Genomic DNA, 19,628 nt, shown 5'->3' with positions numbered 1-19,628 from the left:
CTCATAGTCCGGCTTGAGCGGTGTGTGTCGCAGCGCTCGGGAACACGTTGCGTTTGCATACTTTGGCTTCGACTTTCTGTGGTGCCGTGCCTGCCTCCGGTCCCTGGATTTCCAGCGCCAGCAATTGCTGGTTAGCCCAGTCCTCGTCTTCGCGCAGTTCGAACGCGAAGCGTCCGTCGGTATCGGACGTTTCCGGTTTTTCGATTTTCAGATCTTCGTGACGCCCGTTCATGTACCAGAGCCTGGCTTGAAGGACTTTCACCGAAGTATCGTCAAACTTGATATCGATCTGATTGCTGCCGTTGCGGATATCCTTGATGCCATTCTTGCCATTGACCAACACTTCGTTGGTGCCCGGCTTGAGGGTGGTGCTGGCGCTCATTACCGCAGGCTTGCCTTCGCAGCCGTTGTCCAGCAGCGCCATCATCTGGCGATAGATGGTTTCCTGATCCAGGCGATACAGCGGCGAGAATTCCCAGATGAGAATTTTCGGCGGACGCTTCTGGAAGTCTTCACTGCCCAGGTACTGCAGCATCGAACCTTCCAGACCACCACCAGGGAACGCTACGTTCAACACGTCGGCACCCATGTATTCCTGCAGGAAGCCAGCGAAGTTGTAGTTCTTGCCGCTGTGACTGGTGCCGACCAGCGTGATCTCCGGGTTGCCGGAATCGCCGAACAGGTCACCGTCGCCCGCCTCACCCTTGGGTTCGGTGGTGAACTGATCCATGTACTGGATCGCATAGCTGGTGCCGCACAATTGACCCGCCATATTGTGCAAAGTGCCCGTTTTGCCCATGCGTCCGGAAATATGGCTTTCGAACTCACGCTTGGGGATGTCGCTGTAACCCGGAACCTTCTTCACGGTTTCAGCGACAATCTTCGCCGTGCGTTGTGCGCCGTAAGGCGTCCAGTGCTGGTCACCGCGGAAGTAGAAGTCATGCGCCTGCTGCTCGTTGGTCAACGGCGACAGGTCCGGGACCCAGTAACCCATCTTGCTGAAGCGGCCGAGCATGGCCTGATAGTTTTTCAGTGCCTTGTCGTAGTCGAACTTGTCGCGCTCGGCTGGAAACAGCTTGTTGCGATCTACCAGACCACGGGTCGGTTGATAGACCACTACCAGTTCGACGCCTTTGCTTTTGAACGCATCGTGCAGTTCTTTCATGCGGCGGTAGCCGGCAGGCGTGGTGTCGAATTCGGTGCGCAGGTCTTCTTGAGTCCGAAACAGCCAGTCGCCCTGAGCCTGGACCAGTGTGGTGAAGTTCTGCTGATAGCGCGTGGTGTAGTTTTTCGCATCATGCGCGGCCGGGCACAGTGAGCAGCAAGGCTCGGCCTTGAACGTCGGCGCTTGCGAGTCGTCTGCCCGAGCGACACCAGCGGCGGCCATCAAGGCGGCGGTGAGGCTGGACAGGCTCAACAGCTTGATCAGATGTGCATGCATAACAATACCCTTCCTCATTCCCGCAGCTCGGTCTGGCTTTCGACGGGGTCGATCAATACGGCTTTCTTCTGGCGTACCAGCAGGTCGAGGATTTCGTCCTGGCGCTCACCGAGGACGCCGTTGAGGCTGATGCCGACTTCTTTGGTAGGCATCAGCATCGAGACGCGATACAGCTCGACACTCAGTGGCGAGTCGATGGACAGCGGGCCGGAACCATTGCTGGACAGTTCGCCGCCAACCATGATCAGCGAGACCTGAGCGTCGAACGGATCGAGCTCAATGTCGCGGTCGGTGTCGCTCAAGTCCTTGATGTGGCCGTAAACGCCCATCAGGCCATTGCCCATGGCGACGTTCTCGTACAGCTTGATATTCACGCTGTTACGCACGCGGATACCGTGGCGGCGGTTGGCGATCACGCGATTGCCCCACAGCAGGTTGTTGCCGCTTTCGTACAGGGTGATGCCGTCAGTGTGGTTCTGGTAAATCTCGTTGTAGGCGACGATGTTGCCGACGCTGTTACGGTCCAGAACCACGCCGGACAATTTGTTGTTGTGGCTCTTGTTGCGGAAGATGAAGCTGTTGTCGACTTCCCGGGAAATGATGATCCCGTGCTTCTTCTTGGTCCCGTAAACGTCGTTTTCGGCGATGATCAGACCGTGCGAACGGTCGTGCGGGTCAATGCCGTAAATGATGTTGTCGCGGTAGGTGTTGCCTTTGACCACGAAGTCGCGGGTTTCATAGCAGTAGAAGCCGTACCACATGTCCGAGAACTCTGAATCGATGATCCAGCCCGTCGGTTCGGCACGCTTGAGAATCTTCGCGGTGTTGGGCGTGTACTGGGAAATACTGATGCCGTAGGACTTGCTCTGGTCGTAACCCATGCTCGCCATTTTGGTGTTGGCGATCCAGGTTTCCGAGCCACCCCAGGTCAGCAGGAACGGACGAAACTCGTCAGGCTTGCGATAGGTCGCCAGGCTGTTGCGGGTTTCACTCCAGGCATTGACCTGAGTGTGAGTGATCAGCATCTTGCCTTCGCTGACGATGAACGAACCTTTTTCCTGAGACAGACGCAATTCCTTGGTCTTGCTGTCGATCTCGAAGATCCCGGTCTCCTTGACCAGGATCGGCAGGCGCGCCACATAGACACCCGGCGACACTTCATTGAGGAACTGCTTGGGCACCTTTTTGGCCAGGTCCTGCAGGTTCACGTAGCCGTCGGAAATCATGATGGCCTGCGGGATGCCGCGCTGACGGTTGACCCATTCGGCCATCTTGTTATCGCCGCCGATGAATTCCTTCAGGCCGGTTTCTTCCATCATCCGCGAAACAGTGACCTTGCCCGGTTTGTTGCGCACGATCTTTTTCAGGGCGGCTTCGGCGGTGTAGCCCTTGAGGTCGGGCAACACCGGCTTGGCCATTTCCAACGGCTCGGTCGGCGGGCTGGTGATGGTGTAGGTCTTGGCCTCGTGGAGCTCTTTGACCACCGCCTTCTGTGCATCGGTTACGACAGGGGCGTTAGCCAGCGCCACACCGCTGGCCATCAGCAGAGCGCTGGTCAGCAGTGCGCTTTCGAGCAGGGTGTGCGGCCAGTGTCGGCTACGCCCGTTGCTTGTATGACTGTTCATCTCTGGCACTCCTTTGGCGGTTCGCATCAGAAGCGCCAGATGACGTCGACAACAGCGCGGTGCATGTAGCTGTCCACGTTGTTCTGATACGCGTCGCCTGGCTTGAAGACACCTGCGCGCAGGCGCACCAGTGCCGAAGGTTCATCGAACGACTGGCTCAGCGAAGCCGGCAGCAGGCCTTGCTTGAAGTACTTGGTCACGACCAGGTCCATTTCCTGACCCAGGTCCTTGCTGCCGTCTTCCAGCGGCAGCGAGCTGAACGTACCGTTCTGGTTGTCGTTCACCGCGTTGATGCCCGAGCCACCGATACCGGTGTTGCCGTCCACGCGACGGAACTTGTGGTAGATCAGCGACGCGTCGTATTCCTCGTTCATCTGCCAGGAGGCGAACAGCGAGCCGGTTTCCACGTTGGCCATTTCGCCCTGGAAGGCTTCACCGAAACGATGGATGCGCGAACGCGTACCGGTCCAGTTGGAGCGGTTACTTTCCAGACCGTTCTGGACGTAGTCCTTGCTGGCGCGCGAGTAGGCGGCGCCGACTTGCCATTGCGGGTCCAGACGCAGGCGCAGGCCCAGGTCGGTGGCCCAGCCATTCATGTCACGGCTATTCTTTTCGCCGGCGATGAACTGGTCGTTGGGAGCGGAGGTCACGCCGATCTCGTCGCGCGTTCCGTTCAGCCAGGTCAGGCTGCCCCAGTAGTTGAGCTGATTGGTGTTGCTGCGATAGTTGTAGGCATCGCTGTCAGCCTGCAGGCCGACCCAGGTCAGATCGCCATTGGAGGTCTTGTCCAGATCATCCAGCACCTGGCCCTGCGACTTGAGCTTGCCGTCGTCGGCACTGTGGTGAGCACGGATACCGGCCCAATGGCCTGGTGTCCACTGGTAGCTCACCGAGCCGAACAGGTGCTTGCGATCTTCGTCGTCAGGTGCCAGTTCGGTCAGGTCGGTGCGGTATTCGCTGAAACGCTGGGCAGCACCCAGTTCAGCGCGCAGCAGCGTGGTATCGAACGACCAGTTGATGGCCTCGATATTGGTGTCGTGCCATTGACCGTCGTCGTTACGCAGACGCTGACGACCGACTTTCAGGATCTCGCCAGGGTAGGGCGTGAAACCGCTGTAGCCGATCCAGAACTCACGCAGTGCGGCGTAGGTCTTGTCGGTTTCGCGCTCGCTGGCCGTGCCACGCGAAGTCTGGGTGCCGCTGCCGTCGCTGTTGCTCTGCTCCAGCGGGTCGGTCTGAATGATGTCGGTGGCGGTGACCACCTGGCCCATCGCGTAACCGCTCCAGTCGCCGCGCTCGCCATAGACCCAAGGGCGCAGGTCCAGGCCCACACCGTTGACGTCGCCGCCCGAACGGGTGCCCAGATCGCGATCATCCTCGGCCTGCGCCGTGGCTTTGATTTCGATACCGAAATTTTGCGGTTGTTCGGTCAGCGCTGCCAGTGTCGGGCAGGCCCACAACAGGGTGAAGCCAAGGCCCATGCCGGCGGCCATCAGGGGATTCAACTTCATAATGCTTCCTCACCGTCTTTTTCTTCTTGCAGGGCCTGCAATGCCATCGCGTTCTGAGTAGCGTTAGCGCCCCGGACTTTTTGCTCGCGTGCCAACAGGTCTTTGGCGGTGGCGAGCTTTTCAGGCGGCAGTTGTGTATTGAGGGCCTCGGCAAGCTCGGTCGCTTGCGGGGTCTGACTGGCCAGCGCCAGTTGCGCGAACACCCAGGCGTTGACCGGGTCGGGCATCGTGCCCTTGCCCTGCGAGAACAGTTGCGCGAGGGCGAAATCTGCGCTGTTCTGGCCACCACGGGCGGCGGTCAGCAACTCGTCCACGGCTTTTTGCGAGTACACCTGACCGAGGTAGCCACGGCGGTAGATCTGACCCAGGTAGTAATGGGCGGAAATCTCCGTTGCTGTGGCTTTCTTCAGGTGCTCCTCGGCCTTGAAGGCATCGGGCGTGACCCATTTGCCTTCGTAGTACAGGCGTCCAAGCAGCAGCTCGGCGCGAGGCTGATCGGCCGCGCGGCCGTTGTTCAGGTATTCCATCATCTTGTTGACGTCGCCCAGTTCGGGGAAGTCGTAAAGCAGTTTGGCCAGCGTGACCCACGAGACCGGGTAGCCAGGCGCAACGCTTTCCAGCAATTGCTGAGCGGTCTTTTCGTCTGGCGTACCGATGGTGGAGTCACCCAGCACGCGCGCGACGCTGTCCACTCGTTGAGCATTGACGCGGCCAGCGGCGTAGTCGCTCTTGAGCTTTTCGATCAAGGCCGTGCGCTGCTCGGCCTGGCCGCGTGTCTGGTAGACAGTAGCCAGCTCGACGTAGCAGATATCCGTGGCTGACAGTGCCTGTTTGCAGATGCTCTCGACCTCATCGAGGTGTTGAGCATAAGTGCCTTGCGTGCGATACAGCAGCACCTGAGCCAGACCTGCCTCCGGATAACCGGCAGCGCGCCACTCACTGATCTTCTGTTGCGCATTCACTTCAGGGAAGGTGTGCGGGTATTGCAGATACAGCATCGCCAGCGGGATCAGAGTGCCGGATTCGCCATTGGCGAAGGCCTTTTTCAGCAGGCCTTCGGCTTCGCGATGTTCGGCTTCGGTAGCGTCGGGCTTGGCAGCCAGCAGACGGCCCAGGCGCGACTGCGCCCGAGGGGAGGTCTGCGCGGCAGCGCGGTAGGTAGCCTCGGCCTGCTTGAGCTGAGCCGGGTCGCGAGTCGCGACCTGAATATCAGCAAGGCCGACTTGCGCGTCGCTGTAGCCCAGGTCCGCCAGCTGCCGATAGTTCTGCTCCGCCAATGCAGTGTCGCCGTTTTTCAGGGCTTCATTGGCAAGGCGTTGATCAGGCAGGCCGGCACAGCCGCTCAGGCCGAGCGCGACGGCGAGGCTCAGTAGCGTGGGGGTCGACAGGCGTCGTAGTGGGCTGTTCATGGTTACAGACCCGCAGCCATTGCTTTATCGATCAGCCAGTTCACGGACGGGCCGCGATCGCTGACCACTTCGACAGGGCGACCGGCAAGCGAGCTGCTCAGGCTTTCGTCAGGCTTGATCTGCACGCGGATGTCAGTGGACAGGTCGGCGTCGCTGAGGTTGGTGCTGCTGACGATCTGACCAGTGCGCAGTTTGTCTTCGCCAGCGATCTGGAAGCTGACACGTGTGCCTGGCTTGACGTCGTTGAACTGGCGATAGGTGAAGCGAGCTTCAACAGTGGCCGGCGCGTTGCGTGGCACCAGTTGGAAGATCACCTGACCCTTGGACGCGAACTGACCGTCGGCAACCAGTTGGCGAGCCACGACGCAATCGCACGGGCTAGTCATTGTGCCGCTCATCTGCTTGCCATACAGCTCTTCGATCTTGGCGGGCTGCAGGTCTTCACCGGTCAGGCTGCCTTTGAGCATTTCCAGCATGCTGGTGTTGAAGGTTGCCAGTGGCGCGCCTTTGGCGGCTTCGCCATTCTGGGCGACCAGGCTTTGTACGGTACCTTCACGTGGCATGGTCACGTCCATGCTTGGAATGGTGACCAGACCGGCCGATGCATGGCTGACGAAGTACAGGCCGTAGATTGTCTTGAAGATGAAGCCGAAAGCGGCCAGACCGACAATGAACACGCCCAGGCTGAAGGTCACGGCGCGCAGGCGACCCATGGCGCTCATGCCGCTGTCCTTGCCCTTGACCTTGCGTGCCTTGGTGAAGTTGTCGCGCTGCAGCGTGGCCAGCACTTCGCCCAGGGTGACGACTTCGCCGGACAGGTGCGAGGTGATCAGGTGGCGCAGGGTAGCGATGTCCTGAGGTTCCAGATTCTGGAACTGGCAACCGATGCGGTTGCTGGCGTTGTCGATCGAGCGCACCTGCAGATCGACGTCCATGGCCAGGCCAAGGTTGTCGATGATGAATTGCAGGCGTCCCTTGACGATCTGCCCTTCGCTGAATTTCTGCCCGGACGGAGCAACGAAGCTCAGGCCACCGGCCGACAGGTCTTCGATACGTACCAGTGGCGCGTTGGGCTGATCATTCAGCAGGCGCAGCTTGGCAGGGATCTTGATCCGCGCGTGTTGGCGCTGGGCTTCGGATTCATGTACGACGTTCGCATTCACGGCTGTATTCATGGCTAATTTTCCTACTTAAGCGATTAATCCGTTGGCCCGGTCAAACCATCGTCAACAGCACAGCGACGAAGATGGTGCCAGCCGAGAAAGTCATGGTTCGGGACGACCACGTGTTGAACCAGCCTTGAAAGCTGGCCATGTCGCGGCTCAGTTTGGTGTCCTGGCGTGTCCAGGACTGGCGGTCCAGCCGGAAGAAGACATAGATCTTCATCAGCGCGCCGACGATCTGGTTGTAATAGAGAATGATCGGGTAGGCAGGCCCGATTCTGTGTCCCGAGAGGGACAGCAGCAGGGTGAGGATCAGACGGGTCATGCCGATCCACAGCAGATACATCAACAGGAACGCGCCGCCATACTTGAAGCTGGCGATCAGGGCGACGGTCAGACCGAGGATGGAGGTCCACATCGACACCCGCTGGTCGAACAGTACGATGCTGGTGAAAATCCCCAGGCGACGTACGCCCAGACCCAATGCACGCGAGTTCTGACGCAGGTTATTGCCGTACCAGCGATACATAAGCTTGCGGCTGGCCTTCAGGAAGCTCTTTTCGGGCGGGTGTTCCACGGTGTTGATCGCTGCGTCCGGCACGTAGAACGTGTCGTACCCCAGGCGCATCAGGCTGAACCAGCTGGACTTGTCGTCGCCGGTCAGGAAGCGGAAGGTGCCCAGACGCCAGTGATTGAGCGAGTCGCTTTCCACGTCGGCAATGAACTCGGGGTCGGTTACCACGGTTGCGCGGAACACCGACATGCGACCGGTCATGGTCAATACGCGTTTGGACAGGGCCATCGAGCACATGTTGATGTGACGCTGAGCGAAACGCAGCTTGTGCCACTCGCTCATGATGTAGCCGCCACGTACTTCGCAGAACTCGTTGGTGGTCAGGCCGCCGACATTGTCGAAAAGCTGGAACCACGGCACGGTCTTGGCGACCACACCTTCGTTGAGCACGGTGTCGCCGTCGATCACTGCAACCACGGCACGGCTGTCAGGCAAGTGACGCGAGATGGCGCGGAAGCCATAGGCCAGACCATCGCGCTTGCCGGTGCCCGGAATGCGTACGAAGTCCAGCTTGACGCGCTCCGGCGGGTTGAACTTCGCCCACATGCTCTTGACCAGCAGCTCATCGGACATTTCCACCAACGAGCAGACGATAGTCGTCGGCAGGCCGCAGTCGATGGCTTCGCGGATAACCGAGTTGTAGACCTGTGCGGTCGTCAGCGCGTCGATGCGGAAACTGGTGACCATCAGAAACACATGGGACGGGTCTGCTGCACTGCCCAGCTTGCGAACCTTGCGGCGCAAGTGCGGGTAGACGATGTACAGGAAAATCATCCCGCGTACGAAGTGCGTGATTCCCATCGAGTAGCGCCAGATACCAACGGCGCCAATCAGGAATATAAAGTTCTTCGACTGTGAGTCGAAGATACTGGTAGGCAATGCCGCGGCAAGGCCCATGAGTAAACTTAAATAGAACAGCCAACCTGCGGCCTGTAACAGGCCGTGCTTGAGCCTCTGCATAATCGTATCCCTAAGTCAGTTGCGAGCCTCAAGCCCCAGGCTGCAAGCACATTGATTGAGCCTGTGGCCTGGAGCCTGGCGCTTGTGGCTTGCGGCTGATTTACCAGCAGATACCTTCGGCGCGACCGTCTTCGCTGGTGGCGTTGGTCATGAAACCCACCAGATCGATGACGCGCTTGCCTTCGGGAGTCTTGTTGGCGAGGGCGCGGAAACGCTCATCGCGGTTGCCAAGGATGATCACGTCAGAGTCGTTGATGACCTGATCGAAGTCCGAATTCAGCAGCGACGATACGTGCGGAATCTTGGATTCGATGTAGTCCTTGTTGGCACCGTGAACGCGTGCATATTCGACGTTGCTGTCGAAGATGCTCAGGTCGAAGCCCTTGCCGATCAGCATTTCGGCCAGTTCTACCAGCGGGCTTTCGCGCAGGTCGTCAGTACCGGCCTTGAAGCTCAGGCCCAACAGTGCAACCTTGCGGGTGTCGTAGCTGGCAACCATGTCGAAAGCGTTCTGCACTTGCGAGGTGTTGCTGCGCATCAACGAGTTGAGCAACGGCGCTTCGACATCCAGGCTGCTGGCGCGGTAGGTCAGGGCGCGAACGTCTTTTGGCAGGCAGGAGCCGCCGAATGCGAAGCCTGGGCGCATGTAGTACTGGGACAGGTTCAGCGCCTTGTCCTGGCAGACCACGTCCATCACTTCACGACCATCGACGCCGACGGCCTTGGCAATGTTGCCGATTTCGTTGGCGAAAGTAACCTTGGTGGCGTGCCACACGTTGCAGGTGTACTTGATCATTTCGGCAACGGCGATGTCCTTGCGGATGATCGGTGCGTCGAGTTCTTCGTACAGCGATTGCAGCACGTCGCCCGAGGCTTTATCGAACTCGCCGATCACGGTCATTGGCGGCAGGTCGTAGTCCTTGATTGCGGTACTTTCGCGCAGGAACTCAGGGTTGACGGCAACACCGAAATCAACACCGGCTTTCTTGCCGGAGCAGTCTTCCAGAATCGGGATGACCACGTTGGCAACCGTGCCTGGCAATACAGTACTGCGAACAACGATGGTGTGGCGGGTGGCTTTGTCACGCAGGACATAACCAATTTCGCGGCACACCGACTCGATGTAATCGAGTTCCAGATCGCCGTTCTTCTTGCTCGGCGTACCGACACAGATCATCGACAGGTCAGTGGCGCGAATGGCTTCGGCGAAGTCGGTAGTGCCGCGCAGTTTTCCGGTACTGATACCTTTCTGCAGCAGCTCTTCCAGACCCGGTTCAACGATAGGTGATTTGCCGTTGTTGATCAGATCGATCTTGGTGCTGGAAATATCCACACCAACTACATCGTGACCGCGGGCAGACAGGCAACCGGCACAGACTGCACCGACATAACCCAAACCAAATATGCTGATACGCATCGTATTCTCCTCGATTTTTCACGCCATAAATTGGCTGGATATTAATTTTGGCCAGCAGATGTCACGCGCTATCCGTTACGGCTAACAACGCCGTAGAACTAACGCAGGCATATTTAATGAGTGAGTGCCCAAATAGGTGAGGCGAACTCAAATGACACTAAGTACAAGCGGCAAGTGACCTGTCCGGTGGGCAGGGCCCTGCTCTCCTTGGATGCAGTAAACCACTCCTGTTTGACGATCGACGGCGGACCTCGTTCGGAAAGCCTCTGGCTAGAGCCTTGGCAGACCTTGTCGAATCCTGCGCATCACACCTGTTTGGCGCTTCGCCTGTCTACAACATCAACTAGTGATGTGAGTTTAGTTCTGATACCTGACGCCAGTGTTGTGTGAACCTGGCTTCCCTGTCGGTAACTTCCCGTTTTTCCGGTCGACCTGTAAGTGATCTCTTACACGTCAGCCCAGAATTGTTACGGGATGTAGGAGCGTAGGAATTCCCATTTAGTTCCGGGCCGCTCGTCCTGATTTGCAGATTTTGGTGTATCCAGTTTGTGACGGGGGCAGTATCGCGATGATGGCTTTTTTCTTAAAAGCCTTAGTTTGCGGGGATTACAGCGGGGTAGGTATTGAAGTGCCATTACGGTAAAAAGCTAAAAAGCCACTACGTAAAAAAATGGATTTTTTTTCATGAAAAAATCAGGCGGGAGTGTGCCGTCGAAAAGTTGACGTTTATCTGGCGTCACGATGTTGGCATTTGCTGTTGGATCGTAGGACAGGTCGTGTAACAACCATGCGTTACACGACGGTTACAGTATCTAGTCTTCTGTGACGTTGCGCAAAAACACCAACTTGTCGGGCGTCGACTGCTCACGGTTATAACGATAGCCCTGAACATCGAACGCCTGTAACGCCTCGGGGCTGTTGATACGTTCCTCAATGACGAAACGGCTCATCATGCCGCGCGCTTTCTTGGCATAGAAGCTGATGATCTTGTACTGCCCGTTCTTGAAGTCCTTGAACTCGGTGTCAATGATCCGGGCGTTGAGCGCTGAACGTTTGACCGCAGAGAAGTACTCGGTAGATGCAAGATTGAGCAGCAGGTCGTCGCCCTGAGCTGCCAGCGCTTCATTCAACCATTCGCTGATCTGCGTGCCCCAGAACGCGTAGAGATCCTTGCCACGAGCGTTGGCCAGTCGCGTGCCCATTTCCAGGCGATACGGCTGCATCAGGTCCAGCGGGCGCAACAGCCCATAGAGGCCGGACAGCATGCGCAGGTGATCCTGGGCGTAGTCGAGCTGCGCGTCGCTCAGTGTTTCGGCCTGCAGGCCGGTATACACATCGCCTTTGAAGGCCAGCAGCGCCTGCTTGGCATTGTCGAGTGTAAAGGCCGGGTTCCAGCTGCCGAAGCGTGCCGCGTTCAGCCCGGCAAGCTTGTCGGACAGGTGCATAAGTTCGCTGATCTGCGCCGGCGTCAGTTCACGCAGTTGGGTGATCAGCTCCTGAGAATGATCCAGATACTGCGGCTGAGTGAAGCGTCCGGTAGTGGGCGGGGTCTCGAAATCGAGGGTTTTTGCCGGGGAAATCACCATCAGCATGAAGTCGTCTCCTTTGATCGTCCGGGGATTCTAGGGGCTGATGGCTCATGACTCCAGCTATGGTAACGATAGAATTCGGCGTGTTTGTCACGCCAGCATGTCGTGCGGCTTTGTATGCGCACCGACATAAGAAGCCAGGCTCATATCAGCTATAGTGGCGCGTTGGTCATGATGTTAACGGTTGATCGAGAGGGCATCGGGTTTGCGTATTGTTTTAGCAGTGTGTGCAGGTCTGTTCTGGCTCCAGGCGCAGGCGGCAGTGCCGGTCACTGCCACCATAGACCGCAGTGTGTGGCCTGAGCGCCTTGAAACGCCGGGGTTGTTCGACGTCGCGTCGCGCGCGGAAATCCTTGCCTTTGCCCACGAACTGTACCTCAGCGAGAAGCTGGACGAGGAAGGGCTCAAGCAGCGCCTCGGCCTGCGCTTCGTCAACGTGCCTTCGTTGAACGTGGTCCGCCATCGTCTGTGGCTGCGCTTGCTGGAAAACTATCAGAATGCCCAAAAGAGCTGCGAGCAGGATGCCAACTTTTGCGTGCTGGTCGAGGACATGGACCAGTTACGTCAGCGCGCTGAAGAGTTTCAGGTGTCGAACGACTCGTTCTACGCCAACTGGGCCAGACCCGGCGCCGTGTTCCATCAGCGTTATTTGAACGAGCTGCTATTCATGGCTGCCTTGTTCCCGCAGACCAGCAGCGAGATCGAGCGCTACAACTCTGATGAGATGAGTGGCGACGAGATGCCGGACCGCACCTTCATGCTCAATTTCGAAAGCGGCCCGAGCCCGGTCGATGGCGGAACCGACTGGTTGGCCGACTTCATGCGTCAGCAGAAGATGACCGCCACCTTCTTTGTGCTGGGCAAGAGCCTTCAGGAGCGCCTCGACAGCACATCGACCACAAGCTTGCAGGCGCTGTATCGCCAGCAGTGCGTGGGCATTCAAGGGTGGGAGTATCGTTCGCATAGCCAGTGGCTGGACTGGCAGGATTCAGTGCAACGCAGTGCGGCACTGGTTCAGCGTGTGCTGCCGGATAATTTCGTGCCGCTGTTTCGCCCGCCTTACGGCCATCGGCGGGCCGATAGCGGAGACTTCTTCCGCGCCGAGCATTTACGCGTGTCATTGTGGAACATCGACGCCGATGACAACACCGGGCGGCTTTCGGCAGAGCAGGTGGGCGACCGCGTGCTGACCCTCATGCTGCTCTGGCGCAAGGGCACGGTGGTCTTCCACGACGTGGCCAACAAGGCGCAGTCCGCACTGCCGTTGCTGCTGGCCAATACCGCGCAAAGCGAGTTGATCTGGGACGATTGCCGGAATATCTCTGAAAGCCCCGTAGAACAAGGGCCGCAGAGCAGTGAAGAGGCTGCGCCCGAGGGGGAATGAAGGCAGATTCGGCGTGGGTGGACTTCCGACTTTAAACGTGCTGTGTACGTCCGCCAAGCTCTATTCGTCAGGCTGTGAAATAAACTTCAAAAAACTGTCAAAGAGCTTTTTTCTGTCATCCCTTTTGCTGTATTACGAATACAGACCGCCGAAACCTGCAACACAGGTGGCGTCTTCCAAGACCCACCTTGAGCGACATTTCTCCCCTGCCTGAAGGGAAGAATCCGGCGGCCTTTTCGTGGCGCAGTACTGTCGTGGTTCTGCGTCGCCCGGCTTCTACAAAGGTGAGCGAGTATGGATGACCACGGACGCACCCCTTCCACTAACCAGCCAATCCTTTACGTGCTCGATACCAACGTATTGATTCATGACCCAAACGCACTGCTGAATTTCGAAGAACACCACGTCGCCATCCCCATGACGGTTCTGGAGGAACTGGACAAACTCAAGGCCGGTAAACATTCGGTTGCTGCCGAGTGCCGCCAGGCCATCCGCCTGATCGACAAGACCCTCGGCGAGGCTAACCCTGAAGAAGTTGAAAAGGGCGTGCCGATCGACCGCGGGACCGGTGTTTTCAAAGGTTTTCTGTCGATTTTGATGAGCAAACGCGAGGAACCCAACAGCCTGCTCCCCGAACACCTCAACGACAACATCATCATCAACCAATTGATCGACCTGCATGCGCGCAACAAGGACTTGAGCGTTGTGCTGGTGACCAAAGACATCAACATGCGCCTCAAGGCCCGCGCCTGTGGCATTGCGGCCGAGGATTACAGCACCGACCAGCTGGTCGACGACGTTTCGCTGTTATCGCGTGGCTACCACGACATGACCGGTTCGTTCTGGGACCGCGTCAACAAGGTCGACACCCGTCAGGAGCGTGGCCGTACCTGGCACCGCGTACAGCTCAATGAAATGCTGCCTGCGGTTCATATCAACGAGTTTATTGTCGATGAACAGGGCTTCGTAGGCTGGATCAAGGGCGTCAAGAACGACGAACTGCTGATTCTGGACATGCATCAGGAGCCACTGCTGCATCAGGAAGCCTGGGGCCTGAAACCGCGTGATATCTATCAGGGGCTGGCGTTGTTCGCACTGCTTGACCCGGATATTCACCTGGTCAACCTGTCCGGTGCCGCGGGTTCGGGTAAAACCATTCTGGCGTTGGCCGCTGCCATCGAGCAGACCATGGTCACCAAGCGCTACCGGCGCATCATCGCTACCCGCAGTGTTCAGGGCCTGGATCAGGAGATTGGCTTCCTGCCCGGCACCGAGGCGGAAAAGATGGAGCCTTGGCTCGGCGCGATCACCGACAACCTTGAAGCCCTGCACATGGATGATGAAAACACTCATGGCAGTGTCGACTACATCCTCAGCAAGGTGCCGTTGCAGTTCAAATCCCTCAACTACATTCGAGGTCGCAGCTTCCAGCAAAGCCTGATCCTGATCGATGAATGCCAGAACCTGACCCCGCACCAGATGAAGACCATCATCACCCGTGCCGGTGCCGGTTCCAAAGTGGTCTGCCTGGGCAACCTGGCGCAGATCGACACCCCTTACCTGTCAGCCACCAGTTCCGGGCTGACCTACCTGACGGAGCGCTTCAAGGACTTCCCGAACGGCGTGCACATCACCCTGCAAGGCGTGCCACGCTCGATACTGGCCGAATACGCGGAGAGTCATTTGTAAATCAGATGCATGCGGGGAGCCCATGTGTGAGTGGGTTCCTTGCTTGCAGCTCACGGCTTGTAGCGTGTAACTGCCACTCCCTCTACACTTCTTGCTTCTGCCAAGGAGTAACGTTGTGCTCACTCATCTCGATTCCCAGGGTCGCGCCAATATGGTCGATGTCACGGATAAAGCCGTGACGTCCCGTGAGGCGGTGGCCGAAGCAGTGGTACGCATGCTGCCCACCACGCTGCAAATGATTGTCAGCGGCGGTCATCCCAAGGGGGATGTATTTGCTGTCGCGCGTATCGCCGGTATTCAGGCGGCAAAGAAAACCAGTGATCTGATCCCGCTCTGCCATCCATTGATGCTCACCAGCATCAAGGTTCACCTCGCCGCTGACGGCGATGATGCGGTGCGTATTACTGCGAGCTGCAAGCTGGCCGGGCAGACCGGTGTGGAAATGGAAGCCCTGACTGCCGCCAGCGTTGCGGCGCTGACTATTTACGATATGTGCAAGGCGGTTGATCGCGGCATGGTCATCGAGTCGGTTCGGCTGCTGGAAAAGCTCGGCGGCAAGAGCGGTCACTTCATTGCCGATCAGGCACAGGTCTCGTCATGAAGGTACAGGTTCAGTATTTTGCCCGTTACCGTGAAGTCCTTGGCCTGGACAGCGAGTCTGTCGAAGGCACGTTCGACACGCTGGACGCACTGCGCCAAACGCTGTTGCAGCGTGGCGAGGCCTGGCAGGTCCTTGCCGAGCAGAACCTGATGTGTGCCCGCAACCAGGAGCTTTGCAAGCCGACCGAGCCGCTGTCTGATGGTGATGAAGTCGCGTTCTTTCCGCCCGTGACCGGAGGCTGAACATGACCATTCGTGTTCAGGCTGCGGCGTTCGACCCCGGCACTGAAGTCAACGCGCTGCATGCTGCCAACCTCGGCATCGGCGCGGTGGTCAGTTTTGTCGGCTATGTGCGGGATTTCAACGAAGGGCGTGAAGTGTCCGGCATGTTTCTGGAGCACTACCCGGGCATGACCGAAAAGGCACTGGCAAAAATCGTTGCCGAGGCCGAACAGCGCTGGCCGTTGCTGCGTGTCGATGTGCTGCATCGGGTGGGAGCGCTGGAGCCCGGCGAGCCGATAGTATTCGTGGGCGTTGCCAGCGCTCACCGGCAGGCAGCGTTCGAAGCCTGCGATTTCGTCATGGACTACCTCAAGACCCGCGCGCCGTTCTGGAAGAAGGAAAAGACTTCCGAGGGACCGCAGTGGGTTGAAGGCCGCGATAGCGATCAGGCAGCAGCCCGGCGCTGGTAGTCGTTGGTCGTTGTGCCCATCTTTTTTGCCTGAACGTCTGACCTTCCGCTTTTTATATCGTCTATTTGCATCTTTCTCGGTACAGAAAGATGGCTTCGGGCTATCATGCGCGGCCGCGAAGAAGCGGCCTATTGGCTTTGCCCAATCCTATTCAATAACTGTCCGAACGTGATCGCGTTTTGCGAGCCACGTTGCGGACAGTTTTTCGTAAACGCTCGGAGCAGAATGTGAAGAAACTTCAGCAGTTTTTGGTTTCAGGGATGACGACAGCGGCTTTATTGCTGGTTGCTGGTTGTGCAACGGAAAGCTCGCGGGCGCTGCCTGTGACAAAGGTTGAAAGTGCTGGAGTTGCCTATGCCGGTGTGCGCTATCCGGTTGCGGTCGGCAAGTTCGATAACCGCTCCAGCTATATGCGCGGGATCTTTTCCGATGGCGTCGATCGTCTTGGCGGTCAAGCCAAGACCATCCTGATCACCCACATGCAGCAAACCAACCGGTTCAATGTGCTGGATCGCGACAACATGGAGGAGATCAAGCAGGAAGCCGCTATTAAATCTACCGCTCAGCGCTTGAAAGGTGCTGACTACGTAGTGACCGGTGACGTGACGGAGTTCGGTCGCAAGGAAGTCGGCGATCAGCAACTGTTCGGCCTGCTGGGCCGCGGCAAATCCCAGATTGCCTACGCGAAAGTCGCGTTGAACATCGTCAATATCAGCACCTCGGAAGTGGTGTACTCGACTCAGGGCGCAGGCGAGTTCGAGCTTTCCAACCGTGAAGTCGTCGGCTTTGGCGGCACCGCCAGTTATGACTCGACACTCAACGGCAAGGTTCTGGACCTGGCCATGCGCGAAGCCGTCAACAACATGGTGCGTGCGCTCGACAGCGGTGCCTGGAAACCGACTGCCAACTGATATTTCAAAAGGGAATTTGTGGTGTTCATGAATCGTTTTAATGTTTCGTTGCGCAGTGTCGCAATGCTTTTAGTCGCCGGCGCGTGCCTGACGGGCTGTGTCCAACAGCCGAAAACCTTGTACCAGTGGGGCAGTTACCAGCCTGAGGTGTACGAGTATTTCAAAGGCGAGTCCAAGGAAGCCCAGGTCGCCAAGCTCGAAGAAGACCTGCAGAAAATCCGCTCTACCAACGCGACGCCGCCACCGGGCTACCATGCTCAGTTGGGCATGCTATACGGCAGCATTGGCAAGGATGACCAGATGGTTCAGGAGTTGCGCACGGAAAAGGCACTGTTTCCCGAGTCGGCCACTTATATGGACTTCCTGCTCAAGAACGCCCACGCAGGAGTCGTCAAATGAACCTCGCTCATCTGAAAGTTGCTGTAAGCCTGTTTGCCGTTGCCCTGCTGTCGGGTTGTGTTACCCCGCCGACGGTGGACTACTCGGCCTTCAAGGAAAGCAAACCGCGTTCGATTCTGGTACTGCCGCCGGTCAACGAATCGCCTGACGTCAAGGCGACGTACAGCACCTTCTCGCAGGTGACCTACCCGCTGGCCGAGTCGGGCTACTACGTGTTGCCAGTGGCGCTGGTTGACGAGACGTTTCGCAATAACGGCCTGACCAACGCCAATGATATTCAGGCGACATCGCCCGCCAAGCTGCGTGAGATCTTCGGAGCCGACGCCGCGATGTACATCACGGTCAAGCAATACGGCACCAGTTACGTGGTCATCAATAGCCAGACCGTCGTGACGGTCACGGCAAAGCTGGTTGATCTGCGCACCGGTACTGCGCTGTGGACGGGTACCGCGTCGGCGTCCAGTGAAGAGGGCGGCAACAATAGCGGTGGCGGTCTGGTGGGTATGCTGATTACCGCGGCGGTCAAGCAGATCATCAACAGTTCGACCGATGCCGGTCATCCCATCGCCGGGATAGCCAGCAACCGACTGCTCACTGCTGGTCGGCCGGCGGGCCTGCTTTATGGTCCACGTTCGCCGAAGTACGGTACTGACTGATTCTCACGCTGCTGATTTCCGGCAGGCACAAAAAAAGCGCAGCCCCGTAAGGGCTGCGCTTTTTTGTTGGCCACATGTATCAGGTCGTTTGCCGCACTACTGCTCTGAGCAGGTGAGTCGGTGGTGTTTCACAGCTGATCTTGCGACCCAGCTTCTCTTCGATGGCGGGCAACTGGTAGGAGTCGTCTTCGCCAGCGAAGCTGATGGAGACGCCATCGGCACCTGCGCGACCGGTACGGCCGATGCGGTGCACGTAGTCGTCCGGTACCTCTGGCAGGGTGAAGTTGATCACGTGGCTGATGCCGTCAATGTGGATACCACGACCGGCCACATCGGTGGCGACCAGTACGCGGATCTTGCCTTCGCGGAAGCCTTCAAGGGTCTTGATGCGCTTGTGCTGCGGCACATCGCCCGACAGTTGCGCGGCATTGACACCGTCGCGTACCAAGCGCTCTTCGATGCGTCGCACCTCGTCCTTGCGGTTGGCAAAGACCATCACCCGTTCCCAACCGTTGTCGGTGACCAGGTTGTAGAGCAGCTTGTACTTGTCGGCACCGGCAACGGCATAGATATGCTGGTCGACGTTGTCACTGGCGACGTTCAACGATTCGATTTCGACGATGGAAGGGTCCGTCGTCCACTGTTTGGCGAGGTTCATCACGTCTTCGGTGAAGGTCGCGGAGAACAGCAGCGTCTGGCGTTCACCCTTGTGCGGGGTTTGGCGAATGATCTGACGCACCTGCGGGATGAAACCCATATCGAGCATGCGGTCGGCTTCGTCCAGAACCATCACTTCGACCATGTCCAGATGCACTTCGCCTCGCTGGTTGAAGTCCAGCAGGCGGCCAGGCGTGGCCACCAGAATATCGCAGTGCCGTGCTTCAAGTTGTTTGAGCTGCTTGTCGAAATCCATGCCACCGACGAACGTCATGACGTTCAGGTTGGTGTATTTGGTCAGGTCGGCGGCGTCCTTGGCGATCTGCACCACCAGTTCGCGAGTGGGCGCAATGATCAGCGCGCGGGGCTCACCCATGTAGCGTTCGGCTGGCGGTGGCGTCTGGGTCAGTTGCTCGATGATCGAGATCAGGAACGCAGCGGTCTTGCCGGTACCGGTCTGGGCGCGACCGATCGCGTCCTTGCCTTTGAGCGTGAAGCCCAGCACGCCCGCTTGAATCGGTGTGCAGTAGGGGAAACCAAGGTCCTGAATCGCGTGCATCAGTTCAGGCGCAAGGTTGAAATCGTGGAAGCGGGTCTTGCCTTCCTGCGGTTCGACGATGAAATCTTCGAGTTTCCATGCTGGCGCAGGCGGTTTTGCCACGCGCTCACGACGCGGGCGCTCGGCTCTTGGCTTGTCGGTGCGCGGTGCTCTGGCTTTGGAGGGCTCGTTGACGGTGTCCGAAAGCTGAGTCTGGGCATGATCCGGTGTGTCGCCTGCGGCAGCGGGGGAGGCGGGAATAAAGGCTGTCGGACCAGGCGCGCGCTGCTCAGCCTCACTTTTACCGAACATCTTTTTAAGTGCTTTGAGCACGGTCATCTCATCAATTGGTTAAGGAATGTACGCCGAGCAGTGTAAAGCAAGAACCGTGCTCGGCGTAGTGCCATCCGTGG

General features: G+C 58.2%; 17 protein-coding genes. 8 read left to right on the top strand and 9 right to left on the bottom strand.

The features are described 5' to 3' along the window. Position 1: 1 nt before the first annotated feature. The 8 genes from RYB09_RS24325 to yaaA form a co-directional block, all read right to left on the bottom strand. Complete coding sequence (locus tag RYB09_RS24325) at positions 2 to 1,441, bottom strand: alginate O-acetyltransferase AlgX-related protein (RefSeq protein WP_004663967.1); 1,440 nt, start codon at positions 1,439 to 1,441, stop codon at positions 2 to 4. 14 nt (positions 1,442 to 1,455) lie between these two features. Further along, a complete protein-coding gene (gene algG / locus RYB09_RS24320; RefSeq protein ID WP_316890582.1) occupies positions 1,456 to 3,066 on the bottom strand; it encodes a mannuronan 5-epimerase AlgG in 1,611 nt (536 codons plus the stop codon). A gap of 26 nt (positions 3,067 to 3,092) precedes the next feature. After that, positions 3,093 to 4,577 (bottom strand): alginate export family protein, encoded by a 1,485-nt coding sequence (locus RYB09_RS24315; RefSeq protein ID WP_058409304.1) that lies wholly within the window; start codon positions 4,575 to 4,577, stop codon positions 3,093 to 3,095. Continuing rightward, positions 4,574 to 5,986: an alginate biosynthesis TPR repeat lipoprotein AlgK gene (algK, locus tag RYB09_RS24310; RefSeq protein WP_230017611.1), complete on the bottom strand. Its 1,413-nt coding sequence runs from the start codon at positions 5,984 to 5,986 to the stop codon at positions 4,574 to 4,576. The genes RYB09_RS24315 and algK overlap by 4 nt, the downstream gene beginning before the upstream one ends. A gap of 2 nt (positions 5,987 to 5,988) precedes the next feature. Continuing rightward, positions 5,989 to 7,161 carry an alginate biosynthesis protein Alg44 gene (locus RYB09_RS24305; protein ID WP_002552254.1) on the bottom strand — a complete coding sequence of 391 codons (1,173 nt, stop codon included), beginning with the start codon at positions 7,159 to 7,161 and terminating at the stop codon, positions 5,989 to 5,991. Positions 7,162 to 7,201: 40 nt separating this feature from the next. Next, positions 7,202 to 8,683 (bottom strand): mannuronan synthase, encoded by a 1,482-nt coding sequence (gene alg8, locus RYB09_RS24300; RefSeq protein ID WP_002552255.1) that lies wholly within the window; start codon positions 8,681 to 8,683, stop codon positions 7,202 to 7,204. Between the two features lie 100 nt (positions 8,684 to 8,783). Next, entirely contained in the window at positions 8,784 to 10,100 is a 1,317-nt protein-coding gene (locus tag RYB09_RS24295; protein WP_002552256.1) for a nucleotide sugar dehydrogenase, read from the bottom strand. 812 nt (positions 10,101 to 10,912) lie between these two features. Then, entirely contained in the window at positions 10,913 to 11,692 is a 780-nt protein-coding gene (yaaA, locus tag RYB09_RS24290; RefSeq protein WP_058400621.1) for a peroxide stress protein YaaA, read from the bottom strand. A 202-nt stretch (positions 11,693 to 11,894) separates the two neighbouring features. On the opposite strand from yaaA, the gene RYB09_RS24285 reads away from it, so the two are divergent. The 8 genes from RYB09_RS24285 to RYB09_RS24250 all read left to right on the top strand — a co-directional run bounded on the left by RYB09_RS24285 (position 11,895) and on the right by RYB09_RS24250 (position 18,020). Continuing rightward, complete coding sequence (locus RYB09_RS24285) at positions 11,895 to 13,073, top strand: polysaccharide deacetylase family protein (RefSeq protein WP_316890579.1); 1,179 nt, start codon at positions 11,895 to 11,897, stop codon at positions 13,071 to 13,073. Positions 13,074 to 13,367: 294 nt separating this feature from the next. After that, on the top strand, positions 13,368 to 14,762 hold the full coding sequence (locus tag RYB09_RS24280) for a PhoH family protein (RefSeq protein WP_002552259.1): 1,395 nt from the start codon (positions 13,368 to 13,370) through the stop codon (positions 14,760 to 14,762). Positions 14,763 to 14,877: 115 nt separating this feature from the next. Further along, on the top strand, positions 14,878 to 15,363 hold the full coding sequence (gene moaC, locus RYB09_RS24275) for a cyclic pyranopterin monophosphate synthase MoaC (protein ID WP_044320541.1): 486 nt from the start codon (positions 14,878 to 14,880) through the stop codon (positions 15,361 to 15,363). Then, positions 15,360 to 15,605: a molybdopterin converting factor subunit 1 gene (gene moaD, locus RYB09_RS24270; protein WP_004658311.1), complete on the top strand. Its 246-nt coding sequence runs from the start codon at positions 15,360 to 15,362 to the stop codon at positions 15,603 to 15,605. The genes moaC and moaD overlap by 4 nt, the downstream gene beginning before the upstream one ends. Positions 15,606 to 15,607: 2 nt before the next feature. Further along, positions 15,608 to 16,054: a molybdopterin synthase catalytic subunit MoaE gene (gene moaE / locus RYB09_RS24265; RefSeq protein WP_044323196.1), complete on the top strand. Its 447-nt coding sequence runs from the start codon at positions 15,608 to 15,610 to the stop codon at positions 16,052 to 16,054. Between the two features lie 260 nt (positions 16,055 to 16,314). After that, complete coding sequence (locus tag RYB09_RS24260) at positions 16,315 to 16,965, top strand: CsgG/HfaB family protein (protein ID WP_044423792.1); 651 nt, start codon at positions 16,315 to 16,317, stop codon at positions 16,963 to 16,965. A 27-nt stretch (positions 16,966 to 16,992) separates the two neighbouring features. Beyond that, positions 16,993 to 17,364, top strand: a complete 372-nt coding sequence (locus tag RYB09_RS24255; protein WP_058409308.1) for a DUF4810 domain-containing protein — start codon at positions 16,993 to 16,995, stop codon at positions 17,362 to 17,364. Next, positions 17,361 to 18,020 (top strand): DUF799 domain-containing protein, encoded by a 660-nt coding sequence (locus RYB09_RS24250; protein WP_058400623.1) that lies wholly within the window; start codon positions 17,361 to 17,363, stop codon positions 18,018 to 18,020. The genes RYB09_RS24255 and RYB09_RS24250 overlap by 4 nt, the downstream gene beginning before the upstream one ends. A 79-nt stretch (positions 18,021 to 18,099) precedes the next feature. On the opposite strand, the gene rhlB is transcribed toward RYB09_RS24250, so the two are convergent. Beyond that, positions 18,100 to 19,554, bottom strand: a complete 1,455-nt coding sequence (gene rhlB, locus RYB09_RS24245) for an ATP-dependent RNA helicase RhlB (RefSeq protein WP_316890574.1) — start codon at positions 19,552 to 19,554, stop codon at positions 18,100 to 18,102. Positions 19,555 to 19,628: the final 74 nt, after the last annotated feature.

This window comes from Pseudomonas syringae group sp. J254-4, assembly GCF_032586855.1.
GTDB lineage: Bacteria > Pseudomonadota > Gammaproteobacteria > Pseudomonadales > Pseudomonadaceae > Aquipseudomonas > Aquipseudomonas amygdali.
The sequence above is the reverse complement of the archived record's forward strand: the minus strand, read 5'-3'. Positions and strand labels throughout refer to the sequence as shown.